Source organism: Blastopirellula retiformator (assembly GCF_007859755.1).
GTDB classification, from domain to species: Bacteria; Planctomycetota; Planctomycetia; order Pirellulales; family Pirellulaceae; genus Blastopirellula; species Blastopirellula retiformator.
In genome coordinates, this window is sequence record NZ_SJPF01000003.1 from 749,295 (window position 1) to 774,155 (window position 24,861).

17 protein-coding genes are annotated in these 24,861 nt (G+C 60.1%); 3 read left to right on the top strand and 14 right to left on the bottom strand.

Annotation, left to right across the window (positions count from 1 at the left end):
* Positions 1-162 precede the first annotated feature (162 nt).
* From Enr8_RS14870 to Enr8_RS14895, 6 genes are all read right to left on the bottom strand, one after another.
* Complete coding sequence (locus Enr8_RS14870) at positions 163-1,914, bottom strand: Rne/Rng family ribonuclease (RefSeq protein ID WP_146432859.1); 1,752 nt, start codon at positions 1,912-1,914, stop codon at positions 163-165.
* 492 nt (positions 1,915-2,406) lie between these two features.
* Positions 2,407-4,155, bottom strand: coding sequence for a phosphoenolpyruvate--protein phosphotransferase (gene ptsP / locus Enr8_RS14875; RefSeq protein WP_146432861.1), 1,749 nt, complete (start codon positions 4,153-4,155; stop codon positions 2,407-2,409).
* A 14-nt stretch (positions 4,156-4,169) separates the two neighbouring features.
* Complete coding sequence (locus Enr8_RS14880; protein WP_146432863.1) at positions 4,170-4,472, bottom strand: HPr family phosphocarrier protein; 303 nt, start codon at positions 4,470-4,472, stop codon at positions 4,170-4,172.
* A gap of 124 nt (positions 4,473-4,596) precedes the next feature.
* Entirely contained in the window at positions 4,597-5,073 is a 477-nt protein-coding gene (locus tag Enr8_RS14885) for a PTS sugar transporter subunit IIA (RefSeq protein ID WP_146432865.1), read from the bottom strand.
* A 73-nt stretch (positions 5,074-5,146) separates the two neighbouring features.
* Positions 5,147-5,494, bottom strand: coding sequence for a ribosome hibernation-promoting factor, HPF/YfiA family (hpf, locus tag Enr8_RS14890; protein WP_146432867.1), 348 nt, complete (start codon positions 5,492-5,494; stop codon positions 5,147-5,149).
* A 281-nt stretch (positions 5,495-5,775) separates the two neighbouring features.
* A complete protein-coding gene (locus tag Enr8_RS14895; protein ID WP_222434874.1) occupies positions 5,776-7,956 on the bottom strand; it encodes a hypothetical protein in 2,181 nt (726 codons plus the stop codon).
* Positions 7,957-8,457: 501 nt separating this feature from the next.
* On the opposite strand from Enr8_RS14895, the gene Enr8_RS14900 reads away from it, so the two are divergent.
* Entirely contained in the window at positions 8,458-9,771 is a 1,314-nt protein-coding gene (locus Enr8_RS14900) for a BBP7 family outer membrane beta-barrel protein (RefSeq protein WP_186767667.1), read from the top strand.
* 149 nt (positions 9,772-9,920) lie between these two features.
* Here the strand turns inward: Enr8_RS14900 and sppA are convergent, their stop codons facing one another.
* Positions 9,921-10,970: a signal peptide peptidase SppA gene (gene sppA, locus Enr8_RS14905; protein ID WP_146432874.1), complete on the bottom strand. Its 1,050-nt coding sequence runs from the start codon at positions 10,968-10,970 to the stop codon at positions 9,921-9,923.
* A 425-nt stretch (positions 10,971-11,395) separates the two neighbouring features.
* On the opposite strand from sppA, the gene Enr8_RS14910 reads away from it, so the two are divergent.
* Positions 11,396-12,103 carry a sugar phosphate isomerase/epimerase family protein gene (locus Enr8_RS14910; RefSeq protein WP_246120092.1) on the top strand — a complete coding sequence of 236 codons (708 nt, stop codon included), beginning with the start codon at positions 11,396-11,398 and terminating at the stop codon, positions 12,101-12,103.
* Positions 12,104-12,144: 41 nt separating this feature from the next.
* Here the strand turns inward: Enr8_RS14910 and Enr8_RS14915 are convergent, their stop codons facing one another.
* From Enr8_RS14915 to Enr8_RS14945, 7 genes are all read right to left on the bottom strand, one after another.
* Positions 12,145-13,566, bottom strand: a complete 1,422-nt coding sequence (locus Enr8_RS14915) for a DUF1501 domain-containing protein (protein ID WP_146432877.1) — start codon at positions 13,564-13,566, stop codon at positions 12,145-12,147.
* Positions 13,567-13,592: 26 nt separating this feature from the next.
* The gene (locus Enr8_RS14920; protein ID WP_146432879.1) at positions 13,593-16,469 is read right to left on the bottom strand and encodes a DUF1553 domain-containing protein; all 2,877 of its coding nucleotides are present in this window, start codon (positions 16,467-16,469) and stop codon (positions 13,593-13,595) included.
* Positions 16,470-16,483: 14 nt separating this feature from the next.
* On the bottom strand, positions 16,484-17,221 hold the full coding sequence (locus tag Enr8_RS14925; RefSeq protein WP_246120093.1) for a GntR family transcriptional regulator: 738 nt from the start codon (positions 17,219-17,221) through the stop codon (positions 16,484-16,486).
* 247 nt (positions 17,222-17,468) lie between these two features.
* On the bottom strand, positions 17,469-17,864 hold the full coding sequence (locus Enr8_RS14930; RefSeq protein ID WP_146432883.1) for a hypothetical protein: 396 nt from the start codon (positions 17,862-17,864) through the stop codon (positions 17,469-17,471).
* Between the two features lie 173 nt (positions 17,865-18,037).
* Positions 18,038-21,100: a hypothetical protein gene (locus Enr8_RS14935; RefSeq protein WP_146432886.1), complete on the bottom strand. Its 3,063-nt coding sequence runs from the start codon at positions 21,098-21,100 to the stop codon at positions 18,038-18,040.
* A gap of 62 nt (positions 21,101-21,162) precedes the next feature.
* A complete protein-coding gene (locus Enr8_RS14940) occupies positions 21,163-21,678 on the bottom strand; it encodes a KdsC family phosphatase (RefSeq protein ID WP_146432888.1) in 516 nt (171 codons plus the stop codon).
* Complete coding sequence (locus tag Enr8_RS14945; protein WP_146432890.1) at positions 21,679-22,770, bottom strand: KpsF/GutQ family sugar-phosphate isomerase; 1,092 nt, start codon at positions 22,768-22,770, stop codon at positions 21,679-21,681.
* A 418-nt stretch (positions 22,771-23,188) separates the two neighbouring features.
* On the opposite strand from Enr8_RS14945, the gene Enr8_RS14950 reads away from it, so the two are divergent.
* Positions 23,189-24,832, top strand: a complete 1,644-nt coding sequence (locus tag Enr8_RS14950; RefSeq protein ID WP_146432892.1) for a serine/threonine-protein kinase — start codon at positions 23,189-23,191, stop codon at positions 24,830-24,832.
* Positions 24,833-24,861 lie beyond the last annotated feature (29 nt).

Sequence of the window (24,861 nt, forward strand, 5' to 3'; positions counted from 1 at the left end):
TGACGAATTTGGACGACTACCTAGGACGGCCAAACTCGTTTAGGGAAACCTTCAAAGATATGAAAATCGGGGCCGCTTGTCGAGGCCCTCAGTCGCCCACCGCGGCAAATTCTGCACGCGGCGGGGTAAATCGTTATGCCCCCAGGATTTAGGGGGTTCCGCCTAGTGGCGCGATCCGTTGCCGCTGGGGCGGTCGTCAAAGTGGAGACGGCGGCCGTCGGCGTCGACGCATTCGACCTCCAGGTGCTCTGGATAGAACGACTCGCTGCCGTAGATCTGAACCACGATGTTGGTATCTTCCTCGATCCGGGCCAGTTCGCGGCGTTTCTTGTTGTTCAGGTAGGTCGCGACTTCGTCATTGACCCGAATCGTGACGTGCGACGCCCCATCGTGGTGGGCGGCGGCCAGCAACATGCGGACCACTTCGATCGCCATGCTCTCGGCCGATTTGACCACGCCGCGGCCTTTGCAGCAGGGGCAATCCTTGAAGACGCTCCGCTTCAGGCTGGGACGAATCCGCTGGCGGGTCATCTCGATCAGACCAAACGGGCTGGTCTTCAGGATCTTGGTCCGGGCCCGGTCGCGTTTGACCGAGTCGCGCAGAGCCCGCTCGACGTTGCGGCGGTGCTTTTCGCGGCGCATGTCGATGAAGTCGTTGACCACCACGCCGCCCAGGTCTCGCAGTCGCAGTTGGCGGGCGATTTCTTTGGCGGCCATCATGTTCAGTTGGTAGGCGGCTTCTTCGGCGGTGCCGTCATAGCGGAAGTTGCCGCTGTTGACGTCGATCGCCACCAAGGCCTCGCTCTGATCGATCACGATCGAACCGCCGCGGCGGAGCGGAACTTCGCGCTGATTGATCCGGGCGATTTCCTCGTCCAGGCGATACTTGTGGAAGAGCGGGTCTTTGCTCTCGTATTTTTTCAGGCGATTGACGTGCCGCGGCATCACCAACTGCAGGAACTCTTTGGCCCGCTCATAGGCCGATTCGCTGTCGACGTAGATCGAATCGACGTCGGACGAGAAGATGTCGCGAATCGTCCGGATGATCATGTCGCTTTCTTCGTAGATGTCGCACGGCCCGACCGAGTTCTTCAGTCGGCGGACGATCACCTTCCAGAGCCGCAACAGGTAAGCCATGTCGCGCGACAGCTCTTTCTTGTTTCGCTCTTGCCCAGCGGTGCGGACGATAAAGCCGAGCCCCTTGGGCGGGTTCAGCTCGAGCAGGGTCGAACGCAAGCGGCGGCGAACCTGATCGTCTTCGATCTTGCGGGAAACGCCGACGCGGCCCAAAGCGGGCATCAATACCAGGTAGCGGCCCGGGATGCTGATGTAGGTCGACAGGGTCGGGCCTTTGCTGCCGATCCCTTCTTTGATGACTTGGACGAGGACTTCGTCGCCGCGCTTGAAGATTTCTTGGATCGGCGGTTTGACGCGCGGACGCATGCCGGGGCGTTGGCGACGCTGCGGGCGACGTTGGCCGCGACCTCGCGGTTGCGGAGCTTTCGGCGGGGCGTCCCCTTCTTCTCCTTCGGCCTGAGCCTCGTCGTCGGACGAATCATCGCCGTCGTCGCCGCTCTCTTTTTCATCGTCGTCGCTGAAGTCGGCCGCCGAGGCGCCGCCGTAGCTGCCGCCGAAGTCGTCGTCGAGCTGTTCGGCCGGATCGTAGCCGCCCTGGCGGAAGTATTGCGGTTCGACGTCGCTGATGTGAAGGAAGCCGTTCTTGCCGACGCCGAAGTCGACGAAGGCGGCCTGAATGCTCGGTTCGAGGTTGACCACGACTCCTTTGTAGATGTTGCCGACGTAGTTGTCTTGGCTGGTCCGCTCGAGATAGAACTCTTCGAGGATTCCGTCCTCGACGATCGCAATCCGGCATTCTTCCGGTTGCGATACGTTGATCAGCATTTCCTTCTTCATTCTGGTCTTTCGTGTGTTGCGTTTCACGACCGACCTTCTGCGCAGAAAAAGAGAGCCGATTAGAATCGGCCTGCAGCCGCTGTAGGGAGCGGCGCGGTTGGAGTAGCGACGGAAGCGGCAGCAAAACGTCGCGCGGCAGTCGGCAGCCAGCATGAAGGGGCGGCTGCGACGGTCGCACTGCGACGTCGATTCAGCGGGGTTGTCTGTCGTTCGGCTACTGCAAAGCGGCGTCAAAAGGCCTCTTGGGGCGCGACGACGGCGGCGTTTCATCTACAGAAATCGCCCGATCGGGTCGCGAGGATCTCAGAGTCGGCTGTTTGGCGTCATGATCGATGGGCGTCGTTTTCAGGGACTGGCCCAGATTCGCGAAAAAGGTCGCGTCGGTCTGCCTGGCGGTGCATTGTCTCCCGCTACGTCGTTACTCTCTATCTGCGTCCAGTGGTCGTGAAACTAAGTGTTATGTGTTCGGTTATCGCGGAATAAGGGTCCGCATTACATCAATAATTCGGGTACGGCCCTGCGGACTTCCTCACGCAGGTAGCGTTTGATTTCTCGGGCGTTTTCCATTTCCCGGACGCGGCGGGCGACTTCCTCGCATTGGGCGAGAGAAACGCTTCGGCACACCTTCTTGATCTCGGGAATGGCGCTCGGCGTGATACTTAAACTACGCAAACCGAGCCCAATCAGCAACATGGCATAGATTGGATTTCCCCCCATTTGGCCGCAAAGGGTCGTCTTGATGTCGGCTTCTTTCGCCAGACGGACCGTCATTTCGATCAAACGGAGGACTGCTGGGTCGCAGTTGTTGTATAACGCCGCTACTTCTTTGTTGCTACGATCGACCGCCAGGGTGTACTGGACCAGGTCGTTCGTGCCAATGCTGATAAAATCGACCTCCTTGGCGAAATGATCGAGCATGATCACCGAAGATGGGACTTCGACCATCATGCCGATTTTCAGGTTTCGGTCGTACGGAATCCCCTCTTCGTCCAGGTCTTCCATAATATCGGTCAGCAGCATTTTCGCCTGCCGCAATTCGTGCAGGGTGCTGACCAGGGGGAACATCACATGGATTTCCCCTAGCATGCTCGCTCGCAAGATCGCTCGTAACTGCGTACGGAATAACGAGATATTGCGAAGCGACAGCCGGATGCTGCGAAGTCCCAGGAAGGGGTTCGACTCGGCGACGCGGCTCTCGCCGACGCCGCGGGCAATCTTGTCGGCGCCCAAGTCGAGCGTGCGGATCACGATCGGGGAGCCCCCCATGTCTTGAACTACCTTGGCGTAAACCTGGTAGTGATCCTCCTCGGTTGGCTCCTGGTCTTGCCCCAGGTAGAGGAATTCGGTCCGGTAGAGCCCGATCCCTTCGGCGCCGCGTTGCTGGCAGGCGTCGACCTCGTGAGGGAATTCAATGTTGGCGTAGAGGTTGATGTGCTCGCCGCTGAGCAGTTCGGCCGGCAAATCGCGGAGCAAATCGAGCCGGGCCGCCAGCGAGCGGTGTTCTTCGACCTCTTGCTCGTAACGCGCGATCGTCTCGTCGTCGGGGTTGAAGATCACCCGGCCTTGGTCGCCGTCGATGATCACCAGGTCGCCCCCGGAGATGTCGTTCAAAAAGTCGCCAACTCCGACCACGGCCGGAATTTCGAGCGCTTCGGCCACGATCGCCGTATGTCCACCGGGGCCGCCGACTTCGGTCACAAAACCGAGCACCATCTCACGGTTGAGATTGGCGGTTTCGCTGGGGGTCAGGTTGTTGGCCAGCACGACGGCCGGCGATTTGATCTCTTCGAGCGCTTCGCGGCGATTGCCAATTAGCTGGGTCATCAGGCGGCGTTCGATGTCATGAACGTCGTTGGCCCGTTCGCGAAGGTAAGCGTTGGGGAGCTGTTCGAAGAACTTGCTGTACTTGCCCAGCGCCCGTGTGACCGCGTATTCGGCCGAGTAATGCCGCTGTTTGACCAGATGGTCGATCTCAGTGCGGAGCTTGGCGTCCTGCAACATCTGCAGGTGGGCCGAGAAAATGGCGCCATATTGCTGGCCGATCTCGCCGGCGATCTCGACGCGGCTTTGCTCAATCTGAGCGCCGACGGCGGCAAAGGCGGCTTCCAGGCGGCTCATCTCGGCGTCGACGGCGCCGCGAGCGATGAATCGGCGAGGAATGCGATACCCTTTGTCGTCAATGACGACGGCCTCGCCGATGGCGACTCCTTGCGAAACGGCGATACCTTGAAGGATACGCATGGGACCGAGCGGGTTCAGTCAGGTTGAGTGTCAGGCTGTTCGTCCTCTTCGACGAACGAATCGACCAGCGCTGCCAAGGCGTCGACCGCAGCCTCTGCGTCGGGGCCGCTTGCGATAATGGTCAGTTGCACCCCTTGTTCGGCGACCAGAGTCAGCAGGTCAAGGATGCTTTTCCCGCTAACACGCAGCGTGTCGCGTTCAATTTCAATCTCCGATTGAAACTGATTCGCTAATTTGACGAATGCATCCGCGGGACGCGCATGGAGTCCCTGCCGATTCTTGATTTCAACTCGTCGAGTCGCTTGCTGGTGGGTCATTTCGCCAACAGAAAATTATAGCGGGAACCGGCGGCGGCCCAGTCGATCATCATCGCTTGCATACCGCTGGCAAGGGCTTTCGCTTGCCGCGGCGTCTTCGCTGAGAAGACGCCCGGCGTCGAGCTTACGAGCCGAATTGGTTGTTATCCGCTTCTTCCAGCAGTTGTTGGATGTCCGGGATCGTCTTCGACTGCTTCAGGAATTTGCAGAACATGTCGTCCCGCAGCTGGCGCGAGATGTTTTCGAGCGCCCGCAGGTGATCGCCAGGGCGATCCGGCGGCGATACCAGCAGGAAGAAGAGATGAACTTTCTCTCCGTCCAGGCTGCTGAACTCGACCCCTTCGGAGCTTACGCCGACGGTGCCGACCAGCGTTTCGACGCTCGGGTGCTTGGTATGCGGAACGGCGATGCCGCGGCCGATGCCCGTGCTGCCCAGCTCTTCCCGCTTCATGATCGCTTTAATGATGCCGTCGACGTTCTCGGCTTGGATGGCGCCAGCGGCGACCAGGCTCTCCGCGAGTTCGCGGATGACCCCTTCTTTGTCTTGGGCGGCGATCTCGGGTTTGATCCCATTTACGCAAATGAAGTCAGCAAACTTCACGTTTCGTTCCTTTCCTCGGATCGGCTTGGCGACTGCAATTCGAGCGGCAGTCGGGCTCCGACGGTGCGTGTATTTAGGCTTCGGAATCGGGGCTGCTAGCGGCGGCTTGGTCTTTCAGACCGGGGCCGCGGTGATCTTTCAGCCGTTCTTTGTGTTTGCGGAGTTGCTGTTCCATCTTGTGGATTGCGTTATCCAGTGCGCCGAGAAGGCTCGAGCAGCTGTCATGAGCGACGAAATCGGCCGTTCGTTCGGCCGTCACGCGCAATTCCACGCCCGGCTTGTCGCTGTGCTCCAGGTCGACCGTAACGTCGACCGAAGTGATGCGTTCAAACAAGCGGGTCAGCTTCATTACCTTTTCGGAAATCGTCTCTTGCGAGTCGGTGCTCAAATGGCCATGTCGCGTGGAGATGTTGACTTGCACGACGAAAACTCCTTCGAAACGGGTTCCTGAGAGCCCTGGTTCCATGGAATCAGGGCTCTCTATTGGAGAGGCTTCAGTTAGATGGAAACGGGATATTCTATCGACAATTATGCGTCGTGACAAAGCCCATTCAACCGGGCTAGGCGTAGGAAACAGGGAAGCGAGGTAAGTTCCGCGGCGGCGATCTGGACCGCAAGTGGCCCCAAACAGTCCTAGGGGAGGGTTCGGCTTCTAGATGTCGGATTTGCGCTTTGCGGGCTGCCGTAGTCGATTTTCCTCAATTATTTAGGCATTCTTTCGACCGTTCGCCCAGCTAGCTGCCCGGCGCTCATCCGTCCCCACCATCGCGAGATCGGTCCTTCCCGTTCCGCCTCGGTCATGTCTGGCCGGTACAACAGCGTGTATCCGGTCATTCGCTGCAGTCGCTCGAAAGCGAACAATCGCATCGCCGCTTCGTGGTGGCCGAGGTTCACGATCAACTCGCTCGCCTCTTGCTGATTGAGCGTATCCCACCAGTAGGAGTCGAGCATATTGACCAACGCGTCGCCGAATTGAGGATTCAGGTCGTGTAGCGCGGCGACGATTTGCGGCTTTTCTTTCGGTTCGGCCCGCGACCAAAGCTCGGCCAGATCGCGATAGTGGGCCGACCAAAACTGGCTAAGCGTCGGATCGTGGAACGATTGGACGAGCGGGCCAACCTGACCCGCTTCGGCCGATAGCCGCATCGCTTCGCTGCGAACCCCCGGCGAGGCGTTGGACTCGGCGATTCGCTGTAGCGCTTTCAGTGGATCGACCCCTTGCTGGGCCGCTTCATCCAGTTTGAGCCGAACGAAATCGGCTGCCGGAGATGGATACAGGACGCTCCAGGAAGGCGCCAGTTGGCGATGCTTCAGGACTGGCGGCCGTTCGTCGGTGTACATGATCAATTCGTCCTGCGGCAGCATCGAAAGGGTAACGTCGGCGACCGTAACGTCGCACTGCCCGGCGCAGAAGATTTTCAGCCAGCCTTGCGACTGCGGCGGCATGTCGGACGACATAAAGCGGTCAATCTCGACGTTGACTTCGCCCCCTTCGGCAATGTTCTGGATGGTGACTTGCGGGCCTCCGACCACTTCCAGCGTGACCGGCTTCTCCGATGCCGGAAGGGAGAGTTGTCCATGGTTGACCATCACCCGGCCATCCGGCGTCTGCAGCAGGTCGGCAGGACCGACGACGATCATCGCGACGGCGTTTTCGTCGCTCGTGGCGAAGTAGCCGCCGGGGGCGACGATCAGGCGTTGTAGCGGTTTCAACGTAGCGCCGCGCGGCGGGGCGGCATAGGTATTGGTTTGAATGTCATGGATCAGGAAAACGCCGCGGCGGCCCGGTTCGAGCTGATCGGGGATAATGGTTTCCGGATTTTGGGGCGCTGCGGGCATCGCGCCAGGCGCGCCGCCGGGCGCGGATGGAAATGGCTGGTCGGCTGCCGGTGATCGGGTTGTGCCAGGATCAGGCATCGCTGGCGGTGTGGCGGCAGTCGGAGTATTGGGGGGCGTGGTTGGTTGCTGTCCGCTGAGCGGAGTTTGCGGCATCGGCTCGTTCTCGGCCGAAATGTCGTCAAGCGAGTTGATATTGTCGCGCGAGATGTCGCCGCGGTCCGGCTGGGTCGGGGTTGCGTTCTCGCTTGGCGGTTGTTCGCCGTTCGCTGCTCCGGCGGCCGGGGTTTCTCCGGTCGTGGCGCCGGCGACTTGCTCGGCTTTGCCGGTCAGCCACGCTGGCGGAGCGATCCAACCGCTGGCCGCAATCAACCAGCCGGCCGTCAGTGCGAGCACCACGACGGCGGCGAAGCTGAGCCATTTCGGGATGCCGCCGCTGCTGGCCGTCGCCAGTTCTTCTTCGTCCTCGTCTTCCGGCTCTTCGACGTCATTCTCTTCTTCATACTGAATCACCATCGCAACCGGCAGTTCCGCCGTCGCCAGGTGTTGTTCGTCCTCTTCCTCGTTATCGGCCGGTAGGTCGTCGGTCGTATTCCAACGCTGGTCGTCCGGAGTCAGAACCTGATTGAGGTCGGTCGACGAGTCCGTTTGCAACAGCGCCGAGTTCCCCAGCAGCCCATACGCCCGTTTCCGCATCGAGGAGGAGACGTGGGCCGGCGTACCCAGCACCATCGTCAAAATTTGATGGGCCGAGGCGACTTCGGCCAAGTGACGATCCGACTCGAAGCAGAGCATTTCGAGCTGGGCGACCTGTTGCGGATCGAGCTTGTGATCCAGGTACTCGGCCACGCTGTTGGCGTCGCGGCCGATCCCGTCCCCTTCGACCGCCAGGGCTGACAGCTCTTTGCGCATAACCCGGGTGCGGATGTGGGTGATCAGCTTTTGGGCGAACTCGCTTTCGGCGACCTTTTTGTCCATCTCCGTGGCGTCTTCTTCGCTAAGAATGCCGTGCATGTAGGCCAGCAGGACACGTAAGGTAAGTCGCATCGCCATTGTTTGATCTTTCAAGCCGTCAGAGGGGAAAAACTCGCTTGCCGTCAGTAATAGTGCGGTGGGAGAGTCGGTTTCGTACGTCCCCAGAGAAAAAAGCGGGAAAAAGTTGACGAACCGCCGGCGTGTCCTATCCTCCGACTTGCGGGCGGGTGGGACACTTCCACTCTAATTGCTGTGCAGGTTGTGCAAAGTTTGCGGCTTGGCGGATCGGACTGGGGATCGGGATTTGCCGTCTGTTCCAGCTAGCACGTTGCGGCGTCCAGTTTTTTTTCGGCCCCAGGCAAAAACGACGATGAACTGCTGCTAGCGACGTCGATGCTTGCTTATGGCGGAGGTCGCATGGAGCGACGTGTCGCATAGTGGCTGACGGAGTTGCCTTGCCCTCGTCAGCTTGTTCGGAACGGATGTCCGACTCCACCTGACATACGGCCAACGGAATACATGACTGCAATATGGAGGCGGCGTGTGGGCCAAAAAATTGAAGGAGTTCCGGAGATGTTGGTTTCTCGATTTCCAGCCGCGCTGGCGCTGACGCTTTCGGCGTCCGGTTTGTTTGCGGCGCCCGTCAATCTCGATCAGCCCAGTTCGCTGGATCGCCCGAGCTATTTCGCCCCCGAGAAAAGCCCGGCCCAACTGTGGCGACAAGACAATCACCCCGTCTCGTTGACCGAAGACGCCCCGGCCCCCAAGGTCCCGCCGGCGGACAAGATGTACGCCGAGTCGCTGGAGCCCGGCTTGCTCGCTCCTTCGGCCGAGATGTACGGCGCCGGCGATTGCTCGACCGGCAGCTGCTATGACGAGTGCTTCCAAGATTGCTTCTGCCCGACCTGGTTCGCCTACGCCGGCGCCCTGGCGATGACGAAAGATCGCGGCAACGAAGTCTGGCTATCGAATGACGGCGGCGACTTCAGCGCTCGCGTGATGGGTTCGGAAGCGGCGGCGATGGGTTGGAACGCCGGATACGAACTTCGCTTCGGTCGTACGTTCGCATGCAGCAACTGGGCGTGGGAAGTCGACTACTGGGCCGTTCGCGGTACCAATGAGCACACCGTCACCAACGCCGGTTTGGTTGGCGCCCTCGACACCCCGCTGGACACCAACTTTCAGGGTTTGAGCTACAACGGCAGCAACGTCGACGCTTACTACAACAACGCCCAGGCTCACCGTCTGCAGCGTAGCTACGACTTCTACAACATCGAATTGAATGTGTTTCAGGATCCGACGTTGTATACCAACCGCTGCGGCGGCGGCTGCTTCCAGTTCGGCGCCTTGGCCGGTCTGCGTTACTTCAAGTTCCGCGAAGCCTTCTCGTTCTCGACTGACCCGAGCGACTATAACTTCACCGGAACCGATGACGAGCTGCATTACAACATCGACGTCGACAACAACCTGATCGGCGCCCAGCTCGGCATGATCATGAACTACAACTGGAACTGCTGGAACTTCTACGCCAAGACGAAGTTTGGCGCCTACGGCAATGCGATTTCGCAGAACTCGGTCATGTACGGTAACCTCGGAACCGCCTACATCGACAACGCGATGAGCCCCAACAACGGTCGGGCGTACAACGTCTCCGGCAGCAAGGGTCGCGTCAGCTTCCTGGGCGAGTTGGACCTGGGCGCCGAGTATCAGGTAACCAAGCGATTCTCGATGAACATCGGCTACCGCGTGGTCGGCGTCTCGGGCGTCGCCCTGGCCACCGAGCAGATTCCGCAAAACTTCGAGGACCTGGGGATCGTCGCCAGCACGCCCTCCAACGGCGACGTCATCCTGCACGGCGGTTACCTCGGCGGACAATTCGTCTGGTAAGCCAGCCAACGTCGAAGCATGTCATCCTTCAAAAAGCCGTCTCGCAGCAGCGAGGCGGCTTTTTCCTTTTCTTGCCCTGGCAAGAACGAAAAAAGCTCCCTTGCCGGCGGCAAGGGAGCTTTCTGTTTTTCGGCGGGCGTGAGTCGCAGTTACTGCGCCGCGGCCATCCCGGCGGTCAGCGCCGGCAGGCTTGAGTCGAGGTAGTACGCCTTGGGCGAAGTCGTGTCGATCACCGCCTTCATCAGCGACTGCGTCGGGCTGGCGGCGGTTGCCGAGCCGAGGCTGAAGAGCGACGTCGGCTTGGTGTAGGAGACGACGCGGGTTTTCTTGACGTCCAGGTCGGCCAGTTCAGCGGCCCGGCCGATCGCCGCTTCGACAAACCCGATCTTGTCGACTAGGCCGAGATCAACCGCCTGATCGGCCATGTAAATCTCGCCGGTCGCCAGTTCGTTCAGCTTCTCCGGATCTTCGACGTAGGCGGGACGCCCCGTTTTGACCACGTCCTTAAAGCGGGTGAACATGTCGTTGACCAGGCCTTGCACCAGGTCGCGCTGGTCCGGCGTCATCGTACGGGTCATGCTGAGCATCTGCTTCCGCTCGTGGCTGGCGATCGAGTCATCTTTGATGTGATACTCTTCGAGCAAGCCGGTGATGTCGTAGTGCGGAATGATCACGCCGATCGAGCCGGTGATCGTCGTCGGCTCGGCGTAGATGACGTCTTTTTCGTCACCAACCGCCATCGCCACGTAGTAACCGCCGCTGGTGGCGGACGAGCCCATGCTGACGACCAGCGGGATCTCGCGTTCTTCCCGCAATTCGTTCAGGTGGTGATAAATGTAGTCCGAGGCGCTGACCGAGCCGCCGGGAGAGTCGACCCGCAGGACGACGGCTTTGACGTCCTTATCCTTTTGGGCCAATTCGATCTGATTGCGGATGTACCCTTCCCCTTGCATGATCAGGCCTTCGACCCGGATCAGGGCGATCTTGTCCGAGGCGAGCTTGTCGCCCGAATAGAACTTTTCGGTGACGCCATCTTCTTCGTTGAAGTACTGCGCGGTGGCGGCCAACTGTACGAGGATGATTAGGCCAGCGAAAATCAGACCCATCCAGCCGAGAAAGGCGATGATGCGAATAGCCCAGCCGCCCCCTTGCTTAATGACGATTGGTTGCGGGGCGGGAGGAGTTTGTCCGTTGTCCATCGAATTACCTTTTATGTGAGATCAGGCGGGACGGCTGCTGCCGCCCGCATCGCTTTGGATCCATGCAGTGAACGCATGAAGAATAAGCCGCGGGTTACGCGTACGAGGGAAAGTGGTCGCCGTCCCGCCCCATTAGGCTCCCCATGGACGACGACTACGCCATATTTTAGGATTTTGACGGCTGGAAGCAATTCGCCGGAGCGCGACCATTCTCGCGCTAATTGTGCTAGCGACGCTGGAAAAACGTTGCTGTTGTCCTCGGTCGCGGTGCTCGGTAAGCTTCTCGCTTCCCCGCTGGGTCCTGGCGGCGATATGGGCATATTAGGCGTTATTGGCGACGTTCTGTGGGCGTCGCGGATGTTTTCGACCGGAAGGAGCTTCTCGTGTTCGTCTCCGCTTCAAGCGAGTGTTTTCCAGATCTTCCCATGCGTGAGTGCATGGAAAAGCTTGTCGATCTCGAATTCAGCAACGTCGACCTGACGATCAGTGAGACGAGCAAGCACCTGAAGCCGAGCCTGGTCGCGAATGATCCGGAAGCGGCGCTCGAAGTTTGCCGCGACACCCAGCGGCTGAATATCTCGAACTTTCGCATCCTGATCGACGCCAAAAAGGAAGAGCACTATCGCCAGTTCGAGGCGATCTGCAAGCTCGCCAAAGCGGTCAAGGTTTCGTCGCTGACCGTCCCGTCGGGCGAATTCGGTACCCCGTTCAATGAAGAGGTCGAGCATCTCCGCGAATTGGTCGCCATCGCAGCGGTCGAAGGAATCGTCGTCAGCATGCACACCCACGTCGGCTGCTTGTCGCAAGACGCCGATACGATCAAGGTGCTGTGTGACAACGTGAAGGGGCTCGGCGTGACGCTCGACCCCAGCCACTTCACCTGCCGCGAAGATAGCCCGGCCAACTACGAAAAGATCCTCGGATACGTCCGCCACGTCTACTTGCGCGACTCGACCAAGAACCAAATGCAGGTTCGCGTCGGCCAAGGCGAAATCGAATTCGGCAAAGTGATCTCGCAGCTCGAATCGGTCAACTACAACCGCGCCCTCACCATCCACATGCCCCCGCTGCCGGAAGTCGACCAAATGGCCGAGATGCGGAAAATGCGGTTGTTGATGGAAAGCTTGCTGTAAATTCTGCGACCGACAAAAATGGCGCCAGCGATTGCTCGATTCTACGCCAGGATTTCTTGGATCACGTGCCCATGTACATCGGTCAACCGGCGATCGAGCCCGTTGTGGTACATCGTTAGCTTCTCGTGATCAATGCCGAGCAGATGCAGCACCGTGGCGTAGAAGTCCCAGACGGTGGTGGGATCGACTTCGGCGCGGCGACCGAACTCGTCGGTCGCGCCGTAGCTGACGCCTCCTTTGACCCCGGCGCCCATCATCCAGCAGGTGAAGCCGTCTGGATTGTGATCCCGTCCGGTCGTGCCGTGCTGGTGCGTCGGCATCCGGCCGAACTCGGTCGTCCAAAGGACCAGCGTATCTTCGAGCAGGCCCGACTGTTTCAAGTCGGTCAGCAGCGCCGCGGTTGGCTGATCGAGAATCGGACAATGCCGCTCGTAATCAGGCTTCAGCGTTTTGTGAGCGTCCCAGTTCAACAGGCCATCAACGCCGGAGGCGCGTGACGCACAATACAAATTGACGTAGCGAACGCCTCGTTCCAGCAATCGTCGCGACAACAAGCAATTGCGGGCATAGGCCGCTTTGAGCGGATTCTTGTCGGTTGTGCCGTAACGCTGGTGCGTTGCGGCGGTTTCGCTCGCCAGGTTGGATACCTCAGGCGCCGACAATTGCATCCGAGCCGCTAGTTCGTACGCGGCGACGCGAGCCTGCAGGTCGGTCTCGGCGGCGTGCTGCTCGGCGAACTCGCGATTCAACTTCGCGACCAACGCTCGCGAGGCGGCGTCTTCCGCGGCCGCGATCCGGTCGGGCCGGGCCAGGTTGCGGATCGGCTGTTGATCGCTCATGACGATTGCCTGATGCCGAGCCGGCAAAAAGCCGTTCGACCAGTTCGCCTTGCCGTTGGGCGGTTCGCCCCGGACATCGGGAATCGCCACGTAGGTCGGCAGGTTCTGGTTCGCACTTCCCAGGGCGTGGCTGAGCCAGGCGCCAGCGCTTGGGAATCCTTCGCTGGTGTGTCCGGTGTTCATGAAGACGCAGCCAGGGCCGTGCGTGTTGGTTTTGCTGTGCATCGAATGGATGAAGGCGATGTCGTCGGCGTGCTGCGCCAGATGCGGCAACATCGTCGTGATCGGCTTGCCGCACTCGCCACTCTCTTGAAAGGCCCACGGGCTCGGCATCAGGTTGCCATTTTTCCCTTGGAACGAGAGAAAGTCTTCTTCGCCGGGGAGCGGTTTGCCGGCCATCTTTTCTAGCGATGGTTTGTAGTCCCACAGGTCCATGTGCGACGCAGCGCCAGGACAGAATATCTGCAGCACCCGCTTCGCCTTTGGGGCGAAGTGCGGCGTCTGCGGCTTCGTTTCGCTGGCCTGCGAGGTGCGCGACAGCAAGTCGATCATCCCGACTCCGGAGAGCCCGGTCACGATATTCCCCAGGAAACCGCGTCGCGAAAGTTCGGCGTAGGCGCTCATCGTTCTTCTCTAGGCGTGGGAGGTGACTAGTGGAGGTAGATCAGTTCGCTAGTGTTCAGCAACACGCGGCACAGCGCGGGCAGGCCATGTTCGGCGGAGAGCGCCACGCAGGCTTTGGTTTCCGCTTCGGTCGGCTGGCGGCCATAACAAAGGGCGTAGGCCCGTTCGACTTGTGCCTGTGGATCGTCGCCCGCTTCTTTCTGCAGGCGTTCGGCCAGAAACTGCGCCATGTCGAGGGTGAAGTCGTGATTGAGCATCGTCAGCGCCTGCAGCGGCGTCGTCGTCTCATCCCGGCGAGGCGCCGAGAAGGCGCAGTCAGGACTATCGAACTCGGTCATCAGGTCGGTGCGGGCCGCTCGGGCGTTGTGATGATAGACGGCGCGGCGATAGGTCGACGCGTCATGTTCGTCGAGCGGCACGTAGGTCGCCACGTTGTCTTGCAAGTACTGGTAGAGCCGAAAGCCCGGTCCGCCCATTTTCAGGTTCATCTGACCGGAGATCTGCAGCACGACGTCGCGGACTTCTTCGGCCGACAATCGCCGCGGCGGATAACGCCACAATAGTCGGGCATCACCGTCGACCTTGGCGGCAGCGGCGCGATGCTTGCTCGATTGCTGATAGGCCTGGCTGAGCATGATCTGCCGATGCAGCGGTTTCAGCTTCCATCCATTGTCGGCCAACTGTTGGGCGAGCCAATCGAGCAGCTCTGGATGCGACGGCTCGCTACCCATGTAGCCAAAGTCATTGGGGGTGGCGACGATGCCGGTTCCAAAATGGTGTTGCCAGATGCGGTTGGCCAAGACTCGCTGCGGCAGCGGATTCTGCGAATCGACGATCCAATCGGCCAGCTTCAGCCGTCGCTCGGACTCGGCGGCTTCGGCCGGAAGTTCGTATGATGGCGCCGTTTCTGAGAGGCCGGAGAGACTGCCTGGCGTGACCGTCTCTCCTTTTCGCTCGGGGCTGCCTCCTAGGAACAAATGAAACGGTCCATTGGCGGCGATGCGTGAGCCAACCCACCAGACCGGCAGCGGCGGAACCTGGCTGATCGCCTTGTTAACTTCGGCCAACTGCTTGCCAAGTTCCGCCCTTTGGGCGTGGTCGTCGTCGGTTAGTTCGGCGGCCAGTAGACGTTTGCGGCGATGGGCCTCGTTGACAGGTTGGCGATCATGCGAGTTGGCGACTTCGGTCCAGGCGTCGCCATCGGTCGAGACGAGAATGCGGTACTCGCTGACGAAGTTGGCGACTCCATGATCGGCCGCAGCGCCAGGGCGATCACTGGAGAACAGGATCCGATCGATCGATTGCGGCTCGGACAGGGTGATCGTCAATTCGGGACCAGAGGCGAGCCAGCGGGCGCCAAACTTGCCATCGATGGTGAGCGTCGGGCTATAGGCGCCGTCAAAGTCGCCGGCTTGACGCGACTTGCCGTCGGCGGTGGCGCCAGTCGAGGAGAGCGCGACGTTCTGAGACTTTTCCTCGGCAGTCCAGATTTCAAACTCATCGATTCGATAGCCGCTGTTAGCGTTTGGGTTTTTCTCCTGACCTTCGACGACCAGGCGTACCATTTTGGCGGTGATCGGCGGAAAGCGTTCTTCGGTCGACTGACGCGAGATCGCAGGTCGCGACCAAAGCTGCTGGTAGTGCTCTGTCTTCGCTTCGCCGCGGGCAATGGAGAAATTCTCGATGTCATCGCGCTGGCGGGTTAACTCGGCTTGTTGCGTTTGCAGGTCTTTCAGCCGTGCGGCTCGCTCGTTCCGCTCGGACTCGGTGGCGACGGCCCGCTCGCCATGTTTGACGCCGGCGAAGGTCGCATACAGTCCGTAATAATCTTTTTGCGAGATCGCATCAAACTTGTGATCGTGACAGCGGGCGCAGCCGACGGTCAGGCCGAGAAACGCTTCGCTGGAAGCGCGAATCATCTCGTCGATCGTGTTCGCCCGGATTTGAGCGGCCTGCACCGGATCTTGATTGCCGACGTCGTCGTACGGACCGGCGACCAGAAACGCCGCGCCAATCTCAACGTTGGGCGTGTTGGGCGCGATCACGTCGCCAGCGAGGTGTTCGCGAATGAATTGATCGAACGGCTTATCTTCGTTGATCGAGCGAATGACGTAATCGCGAAAGGGCCACAAGTTGGTGATGATCTGGTTCCGCTCGAAGCCGCGACTCTCGCCAAAGCGAATCACGTCGAGCCAATGTCGACCCCAACGTTCGCCATAGCGGGGCGAAGCGAGCAGACGGTCGATCAGCTGTGGATAGGCGTCGGGCGAATCATCAGCGACAAACGCGTCGACTTCCGCTGGCGTCGGAGGTAGGCCGGTTAGATCGAAGGTTGCCCGGCGAATCAGCGTGCGGCGATCAGCGTGGGAGTTCGGTTTTAGGTTCGCGGCGGCCAGCTTCGCCCAGACGAAACGATCGATCGGGTTTTTCCGCCAGGCGTCGGGCGCGTCGGCGACTTCCGGCGGATCGACCTGAGCGATCGGTTGCAGCGACCACCACGACTTGTCCGCCTTGGAGGCTTCGCGAATCACGAGCCCTTCCGGCCACGCGGCGCCTTGCTCGACCCAGCGTTTCAGTAAAGCGACTTCGGCTTCGGTGAGCGGTTCGCCATCTTTAGGCATTGCCGCGGGCTTCTCGTCATGGCCAACGATGACTTCCAACAGATAGCTGCCATCGACGTCGCCGGGAAGGACGAAGCCGCTGTCGAGCATATCGTCGGGCGTGGCCAGCGAGAGTTCTCCCTTTTTGATGTTGGGAGAGTGGCACGAGACGCAGCGCTGCGAGAGGAGGGGGGCGATCTGCTGCTGAAAGTCGACAGGCGATTCGTTTTTAGCAGCAGTGAGGAGGGAGGGAAGGAGGGGCAGGGCAATCAGCGTCGTGAAGAAAATAGGTGGGAGTTTCACGGACGATTCGCTCCTCAGGAGGAAACGGTGGGATTGGTTAGGAAGGACTCGCGGCGATCAGCGGCAATCTGTTTGGGATCGAACAAGTCGGCGTTAATGACCTCGATCGATTTCTCGATGTGGTAGGCCATCGCCTTGGCGGCGCGATCGGGATCGTTCGCTTGGATGGCGCGGACGATCTCCAGGTGTTCGGCGTTCTCGTTCATTTCGGCATAGTTGTCGCGCGTCGAGCGATGCATATGGCGGGCATCGCGCAGCGTGCGGATCAGCACCTTATAGCGGCCAAGCTCATACGCCAGGCGTTCGCTGCCGCAGCGATCGGCGATCAATTCGTGCAACTGCGTATCTTGCTCGCGCGTTTTTTGCGACCAGCGCTTGTTGCGTTTGGCCGAGTCGAGTTCGGCGAACTGCGATTCGAGCAGTTCCAACTCGAACGGCGCAATCCGCCCGCAGACGCTGCGCGCCGCTTCGCATTCCAGGATACGGCGAACCTGGCAGATCTCTTCGACCTGGCGCGGACCAAACGGACGGAGCACGGCGCCGCGATTCGGCTGTAGCTCGACGACGCCGATGCCGGCCAATTCGACCAGCGCTTCACGAACCGGAGTGACGCTGACTTCAAACTGCTCGGCCAGATGTTCCAAACGAAGACGCTGTCCGGGGGCGAACTTCCCCTCAAACAGCACAAGCAGAATATCACCCACCAGTTTCTGTCGACGGGCGCCATGCTGAACTTCGTTTGCGCTTGCCACGGTAGTTCTCTTACTTTCAAAGGTGCAGTTGCATCGAAGGATCGATGACAACCAAGCGAGATTTTATATAATCGAAGGCCGCAGATCAATCTTTTTCTGAAAAATCAACGATTCGCCCTTTTCATTTAGGGGCGAATCATCGGCCGGTGAATAGCGAACAGATAAGAATTGCATACAAAAAAGAGACGCGACCTGATAGGGTCCGTCTCTTTTTTATCTTACGCGATCGAGCTGAAAGCGGTTTCTACTAGTCGACGACCGGCGGAATGGGGGGCTGCTCGACCGTCGCTACCTGTAGTTCGGCCGCTAGCTGTAGCTCAACGGCGGCGATGATCATCTCGCTCGGCTCTTCGCGGGCAGCGGGGCATCCGCCACTGCTGGGGCAGCAGCTTGGCTCAGGGTAGGCAGTCGCCAGGCAACATGATCCACGCTGCAGCGAGGAGCAACTGTGCGGCTCTTCTTCGGGCAGTATGAGGGAAAGGGCTGTGGCGACCTCCGGTACATACTGCGCGGCGAACAGAGTGCCGCAGCTTAACGCCAGAAAGGAGTAGAGGGCAATCTTGCCCACGGTGGCAATCAGGTTGCGACGCGGCGGGGTGGGCGAGCTCTCGATCGGTTCCGCACTGTTCGGCGTTTCTGACATTGGCTTTGGCTCCCGGAATCCAAACGTGGAAAGAATAGACGACCCTGTAAGTTATCAGCGCAATCGATCGGAGAAGAAAGTGAAATAGCCCACGCAGGCGGTGGAATTCCCGAACATTTATCACCCCTTTCGGCGCGAATGATCTGCTGATCTCGATAAGCGCGTCGGGGGGGCTATTTAGGCAGGTTCGAGACTTCGATCGAGCGACCGTTGCTCGCCTCGAAGCGATGTTCTTTCGGCCAGAAGTGAATCGTCCCCGCCGCGGCCGTTTGCCGCGGGACGCCGAGTTGCTGCTGATACGACAGCTGAGCGACCGAGCGACCGCTGCCATGCAGCACGATCATCTGTTTCTCGTTGGAATAGGTGAACCGCTCGCCGGTCGCCGAGTAGAGTCGCCCGCGAATGTTGGCGTTGCCGCTGGCGATCAATTCAACCGCCTGCGAAGGACCGCTGGGCGAGGGAAGCTGCGCGATCGTCAGCTCTTCGCAGGCGAGCTCAACATCGTTTTCTCGCAGGCCTTGCAGCGAGTTGGGAGCGATCGAGTCGCCCCAGTTGGCGACCGGTCCGTAAATCGCCGGATGCACATCGCGGAACGAGATCTGGCGGCGATGGATGTTGCCCATCACGCCTTGGCGGAAGTTGACTTCGACGAACGTCAACTGACCGCTGGCCGGAGCAGGGGAGGGCCCCTTTTGCATGGCGGCGTCAAAACCTTGAAAGCCGATCCGCGTACTCCGGGCGGCGCCGGCCCCGCTGACGACGATATCGCCGTTGATCTGATCGATGCTCAGGTTGTCGGCCCGCATCTCATCGATGCTAATCAGCTTGCCAAGTTCGACCGTCGGATTGTAGGCGTTAAAGCCTTGTTTGCATTCGATGCGGCGGACGCTGGGGTTGCGGCTATTGCCAAGTTGGCGGAAGTCGATCGGCTGATCGAGCACCACTTCCATCCGACCGGCGTTGAGCTGGCGTTGTTCCGTGACCAGGCCCAACTGCCCTTTCTGGAACTGCATCGGTCGTCCGCGGACCGCAATGTTGCGATCAAAAATGATTCGATCGCCGATCACCTCCAGGCTCCCTTGCCAGGTGACCGTGTAGATCTCGGGGAGGGCCAGTTTGCGTCCTTCAAAGTCGCGATCCATCGGCAACATTAACTCGCCGGGACCTTGCGAAAAGACCCGGTTTTGGGCCTGATCCATTTGCAGGTGATTGCTGAACAGTTGGATGCCGCGTCCCGAGATCATTCCGGGCGCGCCGACGACATGGGCGTAAGCGTTCGGCGACGAGGCGTGCTCGATTTGAATCACGTCGCCGGTGACGACCAGCGGCGGTTTGTTCGGCTCGGTCGAGAGGGTCTCTTTGACTTCGACCTGGCCCGAGATCGTGGCGTTCTCGACCAGCATCCGTTCGCCCATTCGCATGAAGACGAGCTGAATCAGATCGCCATGCATGTCGAACTTCGTCTTCGGCTCATCGCTCTCGGCCGCTTGACCATTGAAGGCGATTGGCGGCAGCATCTGCGGTTGTTGGCCGCGATTTAGAGAAACGTTCATTCCCGAACCGGAGGGCGGCGAAGGGGAAACCACGTTTGCGCCTGGACGGACGAGCGAGACCGCTTGCTCGCTCGGTTGGTCGAGGTTTTTCGCGGCGTTCAGCTCTGGATATTGGAACCAGGCTTTCAGCTCTTTCGTTTGTCCGTTGAGCTGCGGCGAGCGAATGTCGACTTTGCCGTTGGCGTGCATGCGATCGGCCAGCAGTTGCTTGTCCCGCTTGCCGGGGATGCTGAGAGAGCGAATCCAGATGTAAAGGTTGTCGGCTTGGATTTGTCCGCGGCCATCGACGCCTGCCGAAACGTCGCCGGCGAGGGTCATCACGTGTTCGCCGGCGTCGTTCGGTTCGACCCGTAGTTGGTCGCGCCAGCCGACGCGGATGACGTCGCCCGAGCGTTGATTCTTGCCCAGCTGGCCGGTGAAGGTTCCGGGGCCAGCCGCCCACAGACGTCCCAGGTCGCGACTGTTCTCGGCCATTTCGTATTGCACGTTGGGCGAGCGGACGACCCACTGGTCTTTGGCGAGTTCCGTATTTTGATCGCCGCTCGCTTCGATGCGGCGACGCAGCACGTCGTAGATAAACTGCTTGGCGGTCGCTCGGGCGCCGGCGCTGGGTGCGTTGAGCGTCGCCGGAGCGCCGACCGCGACCAGACGCTGCACTTTCAGCTTCCCCATCGATTTCGATTCGTCGCTCGATGGCGCATTCGTCGGGGCGTTGGCCTGGGCGACCTTGGGAGCTTCGTCTTCGGTAAAGTAAACCTCGATCAGATCGCCCCGCAGTTGGTCAGGCGTCGTCGCTTCGGTCGGCCGGGTGACGACGACGCGTTCGCGAAAGCTGGCGATCTTGTGCGCCGCGTCAAACAGGAACGGTCCATTGCAGGTGATTTCGAGCGGGGCTGAGTCTTCCTGCCGCCTCGGCTGGCTTGGTCCGATCGGATCGTTCAGGCCTCCCTGCGTGGCGATCAAAACGCGATCGACATGGTTCAGCTGCAGCGACTGCAGGCCGCCAATCGCCGAGGGCGTTTTCCCCGGCTTACTGGAGGACTCGTCGAGCTTGGCGATCAGATGCCGGCCGCTGCCGGAAGAGCCGCCATAGCGAAATTGAATCGGCGCCTTGGTTTCGATCCAGCCAGGGTGCATCTCGACGTCGCGGGTTTTGATGTCGATCCCGTTGCGGGCTGTCGGCGTCGACGGCGCCCGGCGGATGGTGACGTCGCCGGCCAGCGTTCCGCCATTCAGGTCGCCAATTTTGCCGAATGAGAGATTCAACTCGCTGAAGTTGAGGATCGCCTCTTCCCCTTCCAGGATTAGCGGCGGTTCGTCGAGTCGTTCCTGGCGATCGTCGGTCGCAAAAACCAAGATCGTGACTGGTTCCAGCTTCAGGCGATTCGGTTGCTTATTCCCTTTGTCGTCGACTCCCAGCTCTTTGAAATCACGCATCAATAGCATCATGCGCTTGCTTTCCAAGACCTTCGTCGTTCCCAACTGCCACGATTCTTGGGGAAAGAAGTTGGCGAGAAACGCCTTTTGCTGGCCGACGATGTCGGGCGTCGCCCAGGGGTCGACGCCCGGGCCAACGCGGCCGAGATGCGGCTCAATCCACGGAACGACCGCGACGGCGTACAACACGTACGCGCCGACCACGACGGCAAGACTGATGGCGATTCGCTTGAGCTTATTCAACATCGCGCTGTCGCCGGGTTCCGTTGATGGGAGTGGTGAGGATGAAGTTGATCGATCACGGTCGATCAGAAACTGCGTACGATGTCGGCCCAGCGCCCTTGTGCTTTCAGGATGAGTTCTACCAGTTCGCGAACGGCGCCACGTCCGCCGGGCGCGGTCGTCACAAAGTGCGCCGCTTCGCGAAGCTCGGCCGCGGCGTCATTGACCGCCACGCCCAGGCCGGCGATCCGGACGACCGGCAAGTCAGGTAGGTCGTCGCCGATGTAGGCCAGCTGCTGCGGGTTTAGTCCGAAGTGTTTGAGGAAATCGTTGGCGACGGTCAACTTGTCGTCGACCCCTTGGCGAACGACGTCGATGCCAAGTTCCGACGAGCGAAGGCGAACGGTTTGCGAATTGCGGCCGGTGATGATGCCGAACCGAAAGCCTGCCTTGCGCCAGACCTTGATCCCCAGACCGTCGCGAATGTGATACTGCTTCGCTTCGATCCCTTCGTTATCGAGTAGTACGCCACCATCGGTCAGGACGCCATCGACGTCCGACACGATAAACTCAATCGACTTGCAGCGTTCTTCCAGTTTCATTTACGCAGTTCCCCCGTTCTGGTTCGGAAAAGGAACGGTCCAGGGGGCGCCCGGCTTGCGCCGCAACGTCTCTTCGCTGCAATCGGACGATGGCGCCTCGACGAGGTCGGTAATGTCCATCATGCCAATTGGCTGGCCATCGGCGTTGATGACCGGCAACTCGCTGATTTTTAGCTTGGCGATTTCGACCAGTGCCGCTTGCACGCGAACGCCGCTGACGACCGTCTTGGGCGAATGCGTCATCACGCTGGAGATCGGATGATCGAGCAACTCGGTTTGACCCGTTTCAAAAATGCGAGCCAGGTCGCTGTCGGTGAATAAACCTTCCAGCTTGCCATCGGCGTCTACCAGCATGATGGCGCCGGTGCGGCGACCTGGGCGACAGGCGCCGACAAAAACGTCGCGGACCGTTTGATCACAGCGAGCGACGCGACATTCGGACAGTGGCCGCATCACTTCGTCGACCAACGCCAGTTTCCGGCCCAGACTTCCGCCGGGATGATAACGGGCAAAATCTTCCGGGCGAAAACCTCGCTGCCAACTGCACGTTAGCGCGAGCGCATCGCCGATCGCCAACATGGCCGCGGTGCTGGTACTGGGCGCCAGGCGATTGGTGCCGGCTTCGACGATCGGGCCGAGCGGCAGCACGACCTGCGCGGCGCGAGCTAGCGTGTTTCTTTCGTTAGCAGTGACCGCCACGATTCGGGCGCCGAGCGACTTCAGCGAGGGAAGCAGCCGCACGACTTCTTCGGTCTCGCCGCTTTGCGAAAAAATGAGGGCGACGTCGTGTTGATCGACGCGTCCCAGGTCGCCGTGGATCGCTTCGGCCGGGTGCAGAAAGTGACTCGGCGTGCCGGTCGACGCGAACGTCGCGGCAATCTTCTGGCCGATCAGGCCCGCTTTGCCCATACCAGTGACGATCACGTCGCCGGGGCATTGCATGACCAAGCCGAGCGCCTCGCAAAACCGAGCGTCCAGTCGCTCGGCGATGGAGGTCAGCGCGGTGGCTTCTTGTTGAATGATGGTCCGACCGAACCGGAGGATCTCCTCTTGAGGAGTCTCGGCCGTCAGTCGTAGGGCGGCGCCATCCATGGCAATTTCCCAACGAGTTTTAGGGGATTTTCTCGAATCCTCCGCTACCTGCGCGGAGTTGAGCGGGTTGATTCTATTGAGGTTCTGCGAACAGGGCAACGTCGAAGCGTGTCTCACCCTGAGACGCGGTTCTCAAATCGAGGCGCTTGCCAGCACCAATTTGGGCATAAAATGTGGTGTAAGTGATAGAATTCTCCAATTTGGAGGATTTGGCCCGAATTTCGCAACGATAGAACTAGTTGCGGCGTCCAACTGGTAGCGTTAAGGCCGCTGTCAGCTAAATTCCCAGCTTGATACTGTACATCCGGCATCGGCTTGCGACGGATCGCAAAGGGGGCCACCCCGCGATGCCTCAATGTTGCCAATAAAGCGCAATGAGACTCTCCGAAGACCGGAGAGAAGAGGTTGAAGAAAACGAATGGTAACTCTGTCTCGCCTAGGTCCCTTCGCGCTGGAGAACCGCCTCGACCGTCGCCACGACACCGAGATTTTTCGCGCCGTCCATCTCAAGCAACACCGTCAGGCCGCGATCCAAATCTTGCCGGCTCGGTATGCCGCCGATCCGGTTGGTCGTAAGCAACTGCAAGCGCGCAGCGAACTGCTCCGCAAACTGAACCATCCCAACATCGTCCGCTGTTATGGCGCCGGCATCGACGAGTCGATCGCGTTTTTGGCGATGGAACTGGTCGAAGGGGAATCGTTCGCCCAGTACATGGACGATCGAATGTCGATGATCTGGGGCGTCGTGCTCGATATCGCCCAGCAGGTATGCGCCGGCATGGAGTTCGCGCATGTCCGCGGCGTATGTCATTTGCGTCTCAATCCGTGCTGCGTCTTGCTCTCGGGCGAAGGGCTAAAGCACCCTGATCTGCCGCTGGAAGTAAAACTGACGAACTTCTGGGCTGGCGTCGCCTGGCGAAAAGAACCGGTCGCTGAACCCTCGCTCGAAAATCAACTCTACCTGGCGCCCGAGCAGTTCGACCCCGCGGGGAACCCGGACGCCCGCACCGACATTTTCTCGCTCGGTTGCATCATGTACCGCGGCCTTTCGGGACGCGTCCCGTTTCCGCTAGCCGAAGGGGAAACGGACGCCGCCAAGTTGGATCGCTTTGCGACGCCGCCACCGCGGATCGCGACGCTTGCGCTCGACTGTCCGATCTGGCTCGATCGCTTGATCATGCAAATGATCGAAGTCGATCCAGCCAAACGGACCGCCTCGATGGACGCGGTTGCGTCGGCGCTGCGTGAGACGCGCTCGGCCGTTGCGGCCGGGACCAGCTCGCTGGAACATGCGGTCGTCGGCAACGCCGGACGAAACAGCAATATCGAAACCGGCGTCGCCAAAGAAGACGCCAAGCGGTTGCTGAAGCAGAAAAAAGCGAAAGGCCCGGCCGGTCCGATCTACGAACGGCCGTGGTTTCTCGTGCTTTGTTTGCTGCTGGTGATCGGCGCGATCGGGTATGCGTTTCTGCCGATGTCGCAGCAGCAACTCTTCGACCGGGGCGCCAGGTTGATGCAGTCGGAAGAATCGACCGATTGGAAGATCGCCGAAGAGACCTATCTTTTGCCGCTGCTGGAGAAATATCCCGACAGTCCGCACGCCGCCGAAGCCCAGGCCTACGTCGACAAGGTTTGGATCATGGACGCCGAAGCCCGCTTGCGACACAAAGAGCGGATCGGCAAAGACTACAGCAACGACGGCGAAGAGATGTTGGCCGATGCCCGAAAGCTGGCGTTGCTTGGGAGTGAGCTAGACGCATGGTCCAAATACGACCGAATGGTCGCCCAGCTCGACGCCGACTCGCCGGAAGAGCGCCCGTACTACCTGATTGCCCAGCAAGAGCTGGAGAAGCTGCGAACCGAGAAGGTGGTCCGCAAACGGGAAGAAATCACCTCGGTCGACAAACATCTTGGTCTGGCCGAAAAGGCGGTCCAGGCAGGAAATCGGGATCAGGCCCGCCTGATCTATCGCAGGATTATCTCGCTGTATGACGAGAATCCGCAGCTCTATGATGAAGTCCAGGTCGCCCGGCAAGGCCTGGAGACGCTCGGTACGATGTAAACCATCGGCGACCTGCCAAGCGTCGCCGA

Bases quoted from the DNA above. Each gene is read 5' to 3' on its own strand.
- Enr8_RS14870 (WP_146432859.1), bottom strand. From the start codon at position 1,914: ATGAAGAAGGAAATGCTGATCAACGTATCGCAACCGGAAGAATGCCGG.
- Enr8_RS14880 (WP_146432863.1), bottom strand. From the start codon at position 4,472: ATGACCCACCAGCAAGCGACTCGACGAGTTGAAATCAAGAATCGGCAG.
- Enr8_RS14895 (WP_222434874.1), bottom strand. From the start codon at position 7,956: ATGCGACTTACCTTACGTGTCCTGCTGGCCTACATGCACGGCATTCTT.
- Enr8_RS14915 (WP_146432877.1), bottom strand. From the start codon at position 13,566: ATGAGCGCCTACGCCGAACTTTCGCGACGCGGTTTCCTGGGGAATATC.
- Enr8_RS14930 (WP_146432883.1), bottom strand. From the start codon at position 17,864: ATGTCAGAAACGCCGAACAGTGCGGAACCGATCGAGAGCTCGCCCACC.
- Enr8_RS14940 (WP_146432888.1), bottom strand. From the start codon at position 21,678: ATGAAACTGGAAGAACGCTGCAAGTCGATTGAGTTTATCGTGTCGGAC.
- Enr8_RS14945 (WP_146432890.1), bottom strand. From the start codon at position 22,770: ATGGATGGCGCCGCCCTACGACTGACGGCCGAGACTCCTCAAGAGGAG.
- ptsP (WP_146432861.1), bottom strand. From the start codon at position 4,155: ATGCGTATCCTTCAAGGTATCGCCGTTTCGCAAGGAGTCGCCATCGGC.
- Enr8_RS14935 (WP_146432886.1), bottom strand. From the start codon at position 21,100: ATGTTGAATAAGCTCAAGCGAATCGCCATCAGTCTTGCCGTCGTGGTC.
- Enr8_RS14950 (WP_146432892.1), top strand. From the start codon at position 23,189: ATGGTAACTCTGTCTCGCCTAGGTCCCTTCGCGCTGGAGAACCGCCTC.
- Enr8_RS14910 (WP_246120092.1), top strand. From the start codon at position 11,396: ATGCGTGAGTGCATGGAAAAGCTTGTCGATCTCGAATTCAGCAACGTC.
- Enr8_RS14900 (WP_186767667.1), top strand. From the start codon at position 8,458: ATGTTGGTTTCTCGATTTCCAGCCGCGCTGGCGCTGACGCTTTCGGCG.
- sppA (WP_146432874.1), bottom strand. From the start codon at position 10,970: ATGGACAACGGACAAACTCCTCCCGCCCCGCAACCAATCGTCATTAAG.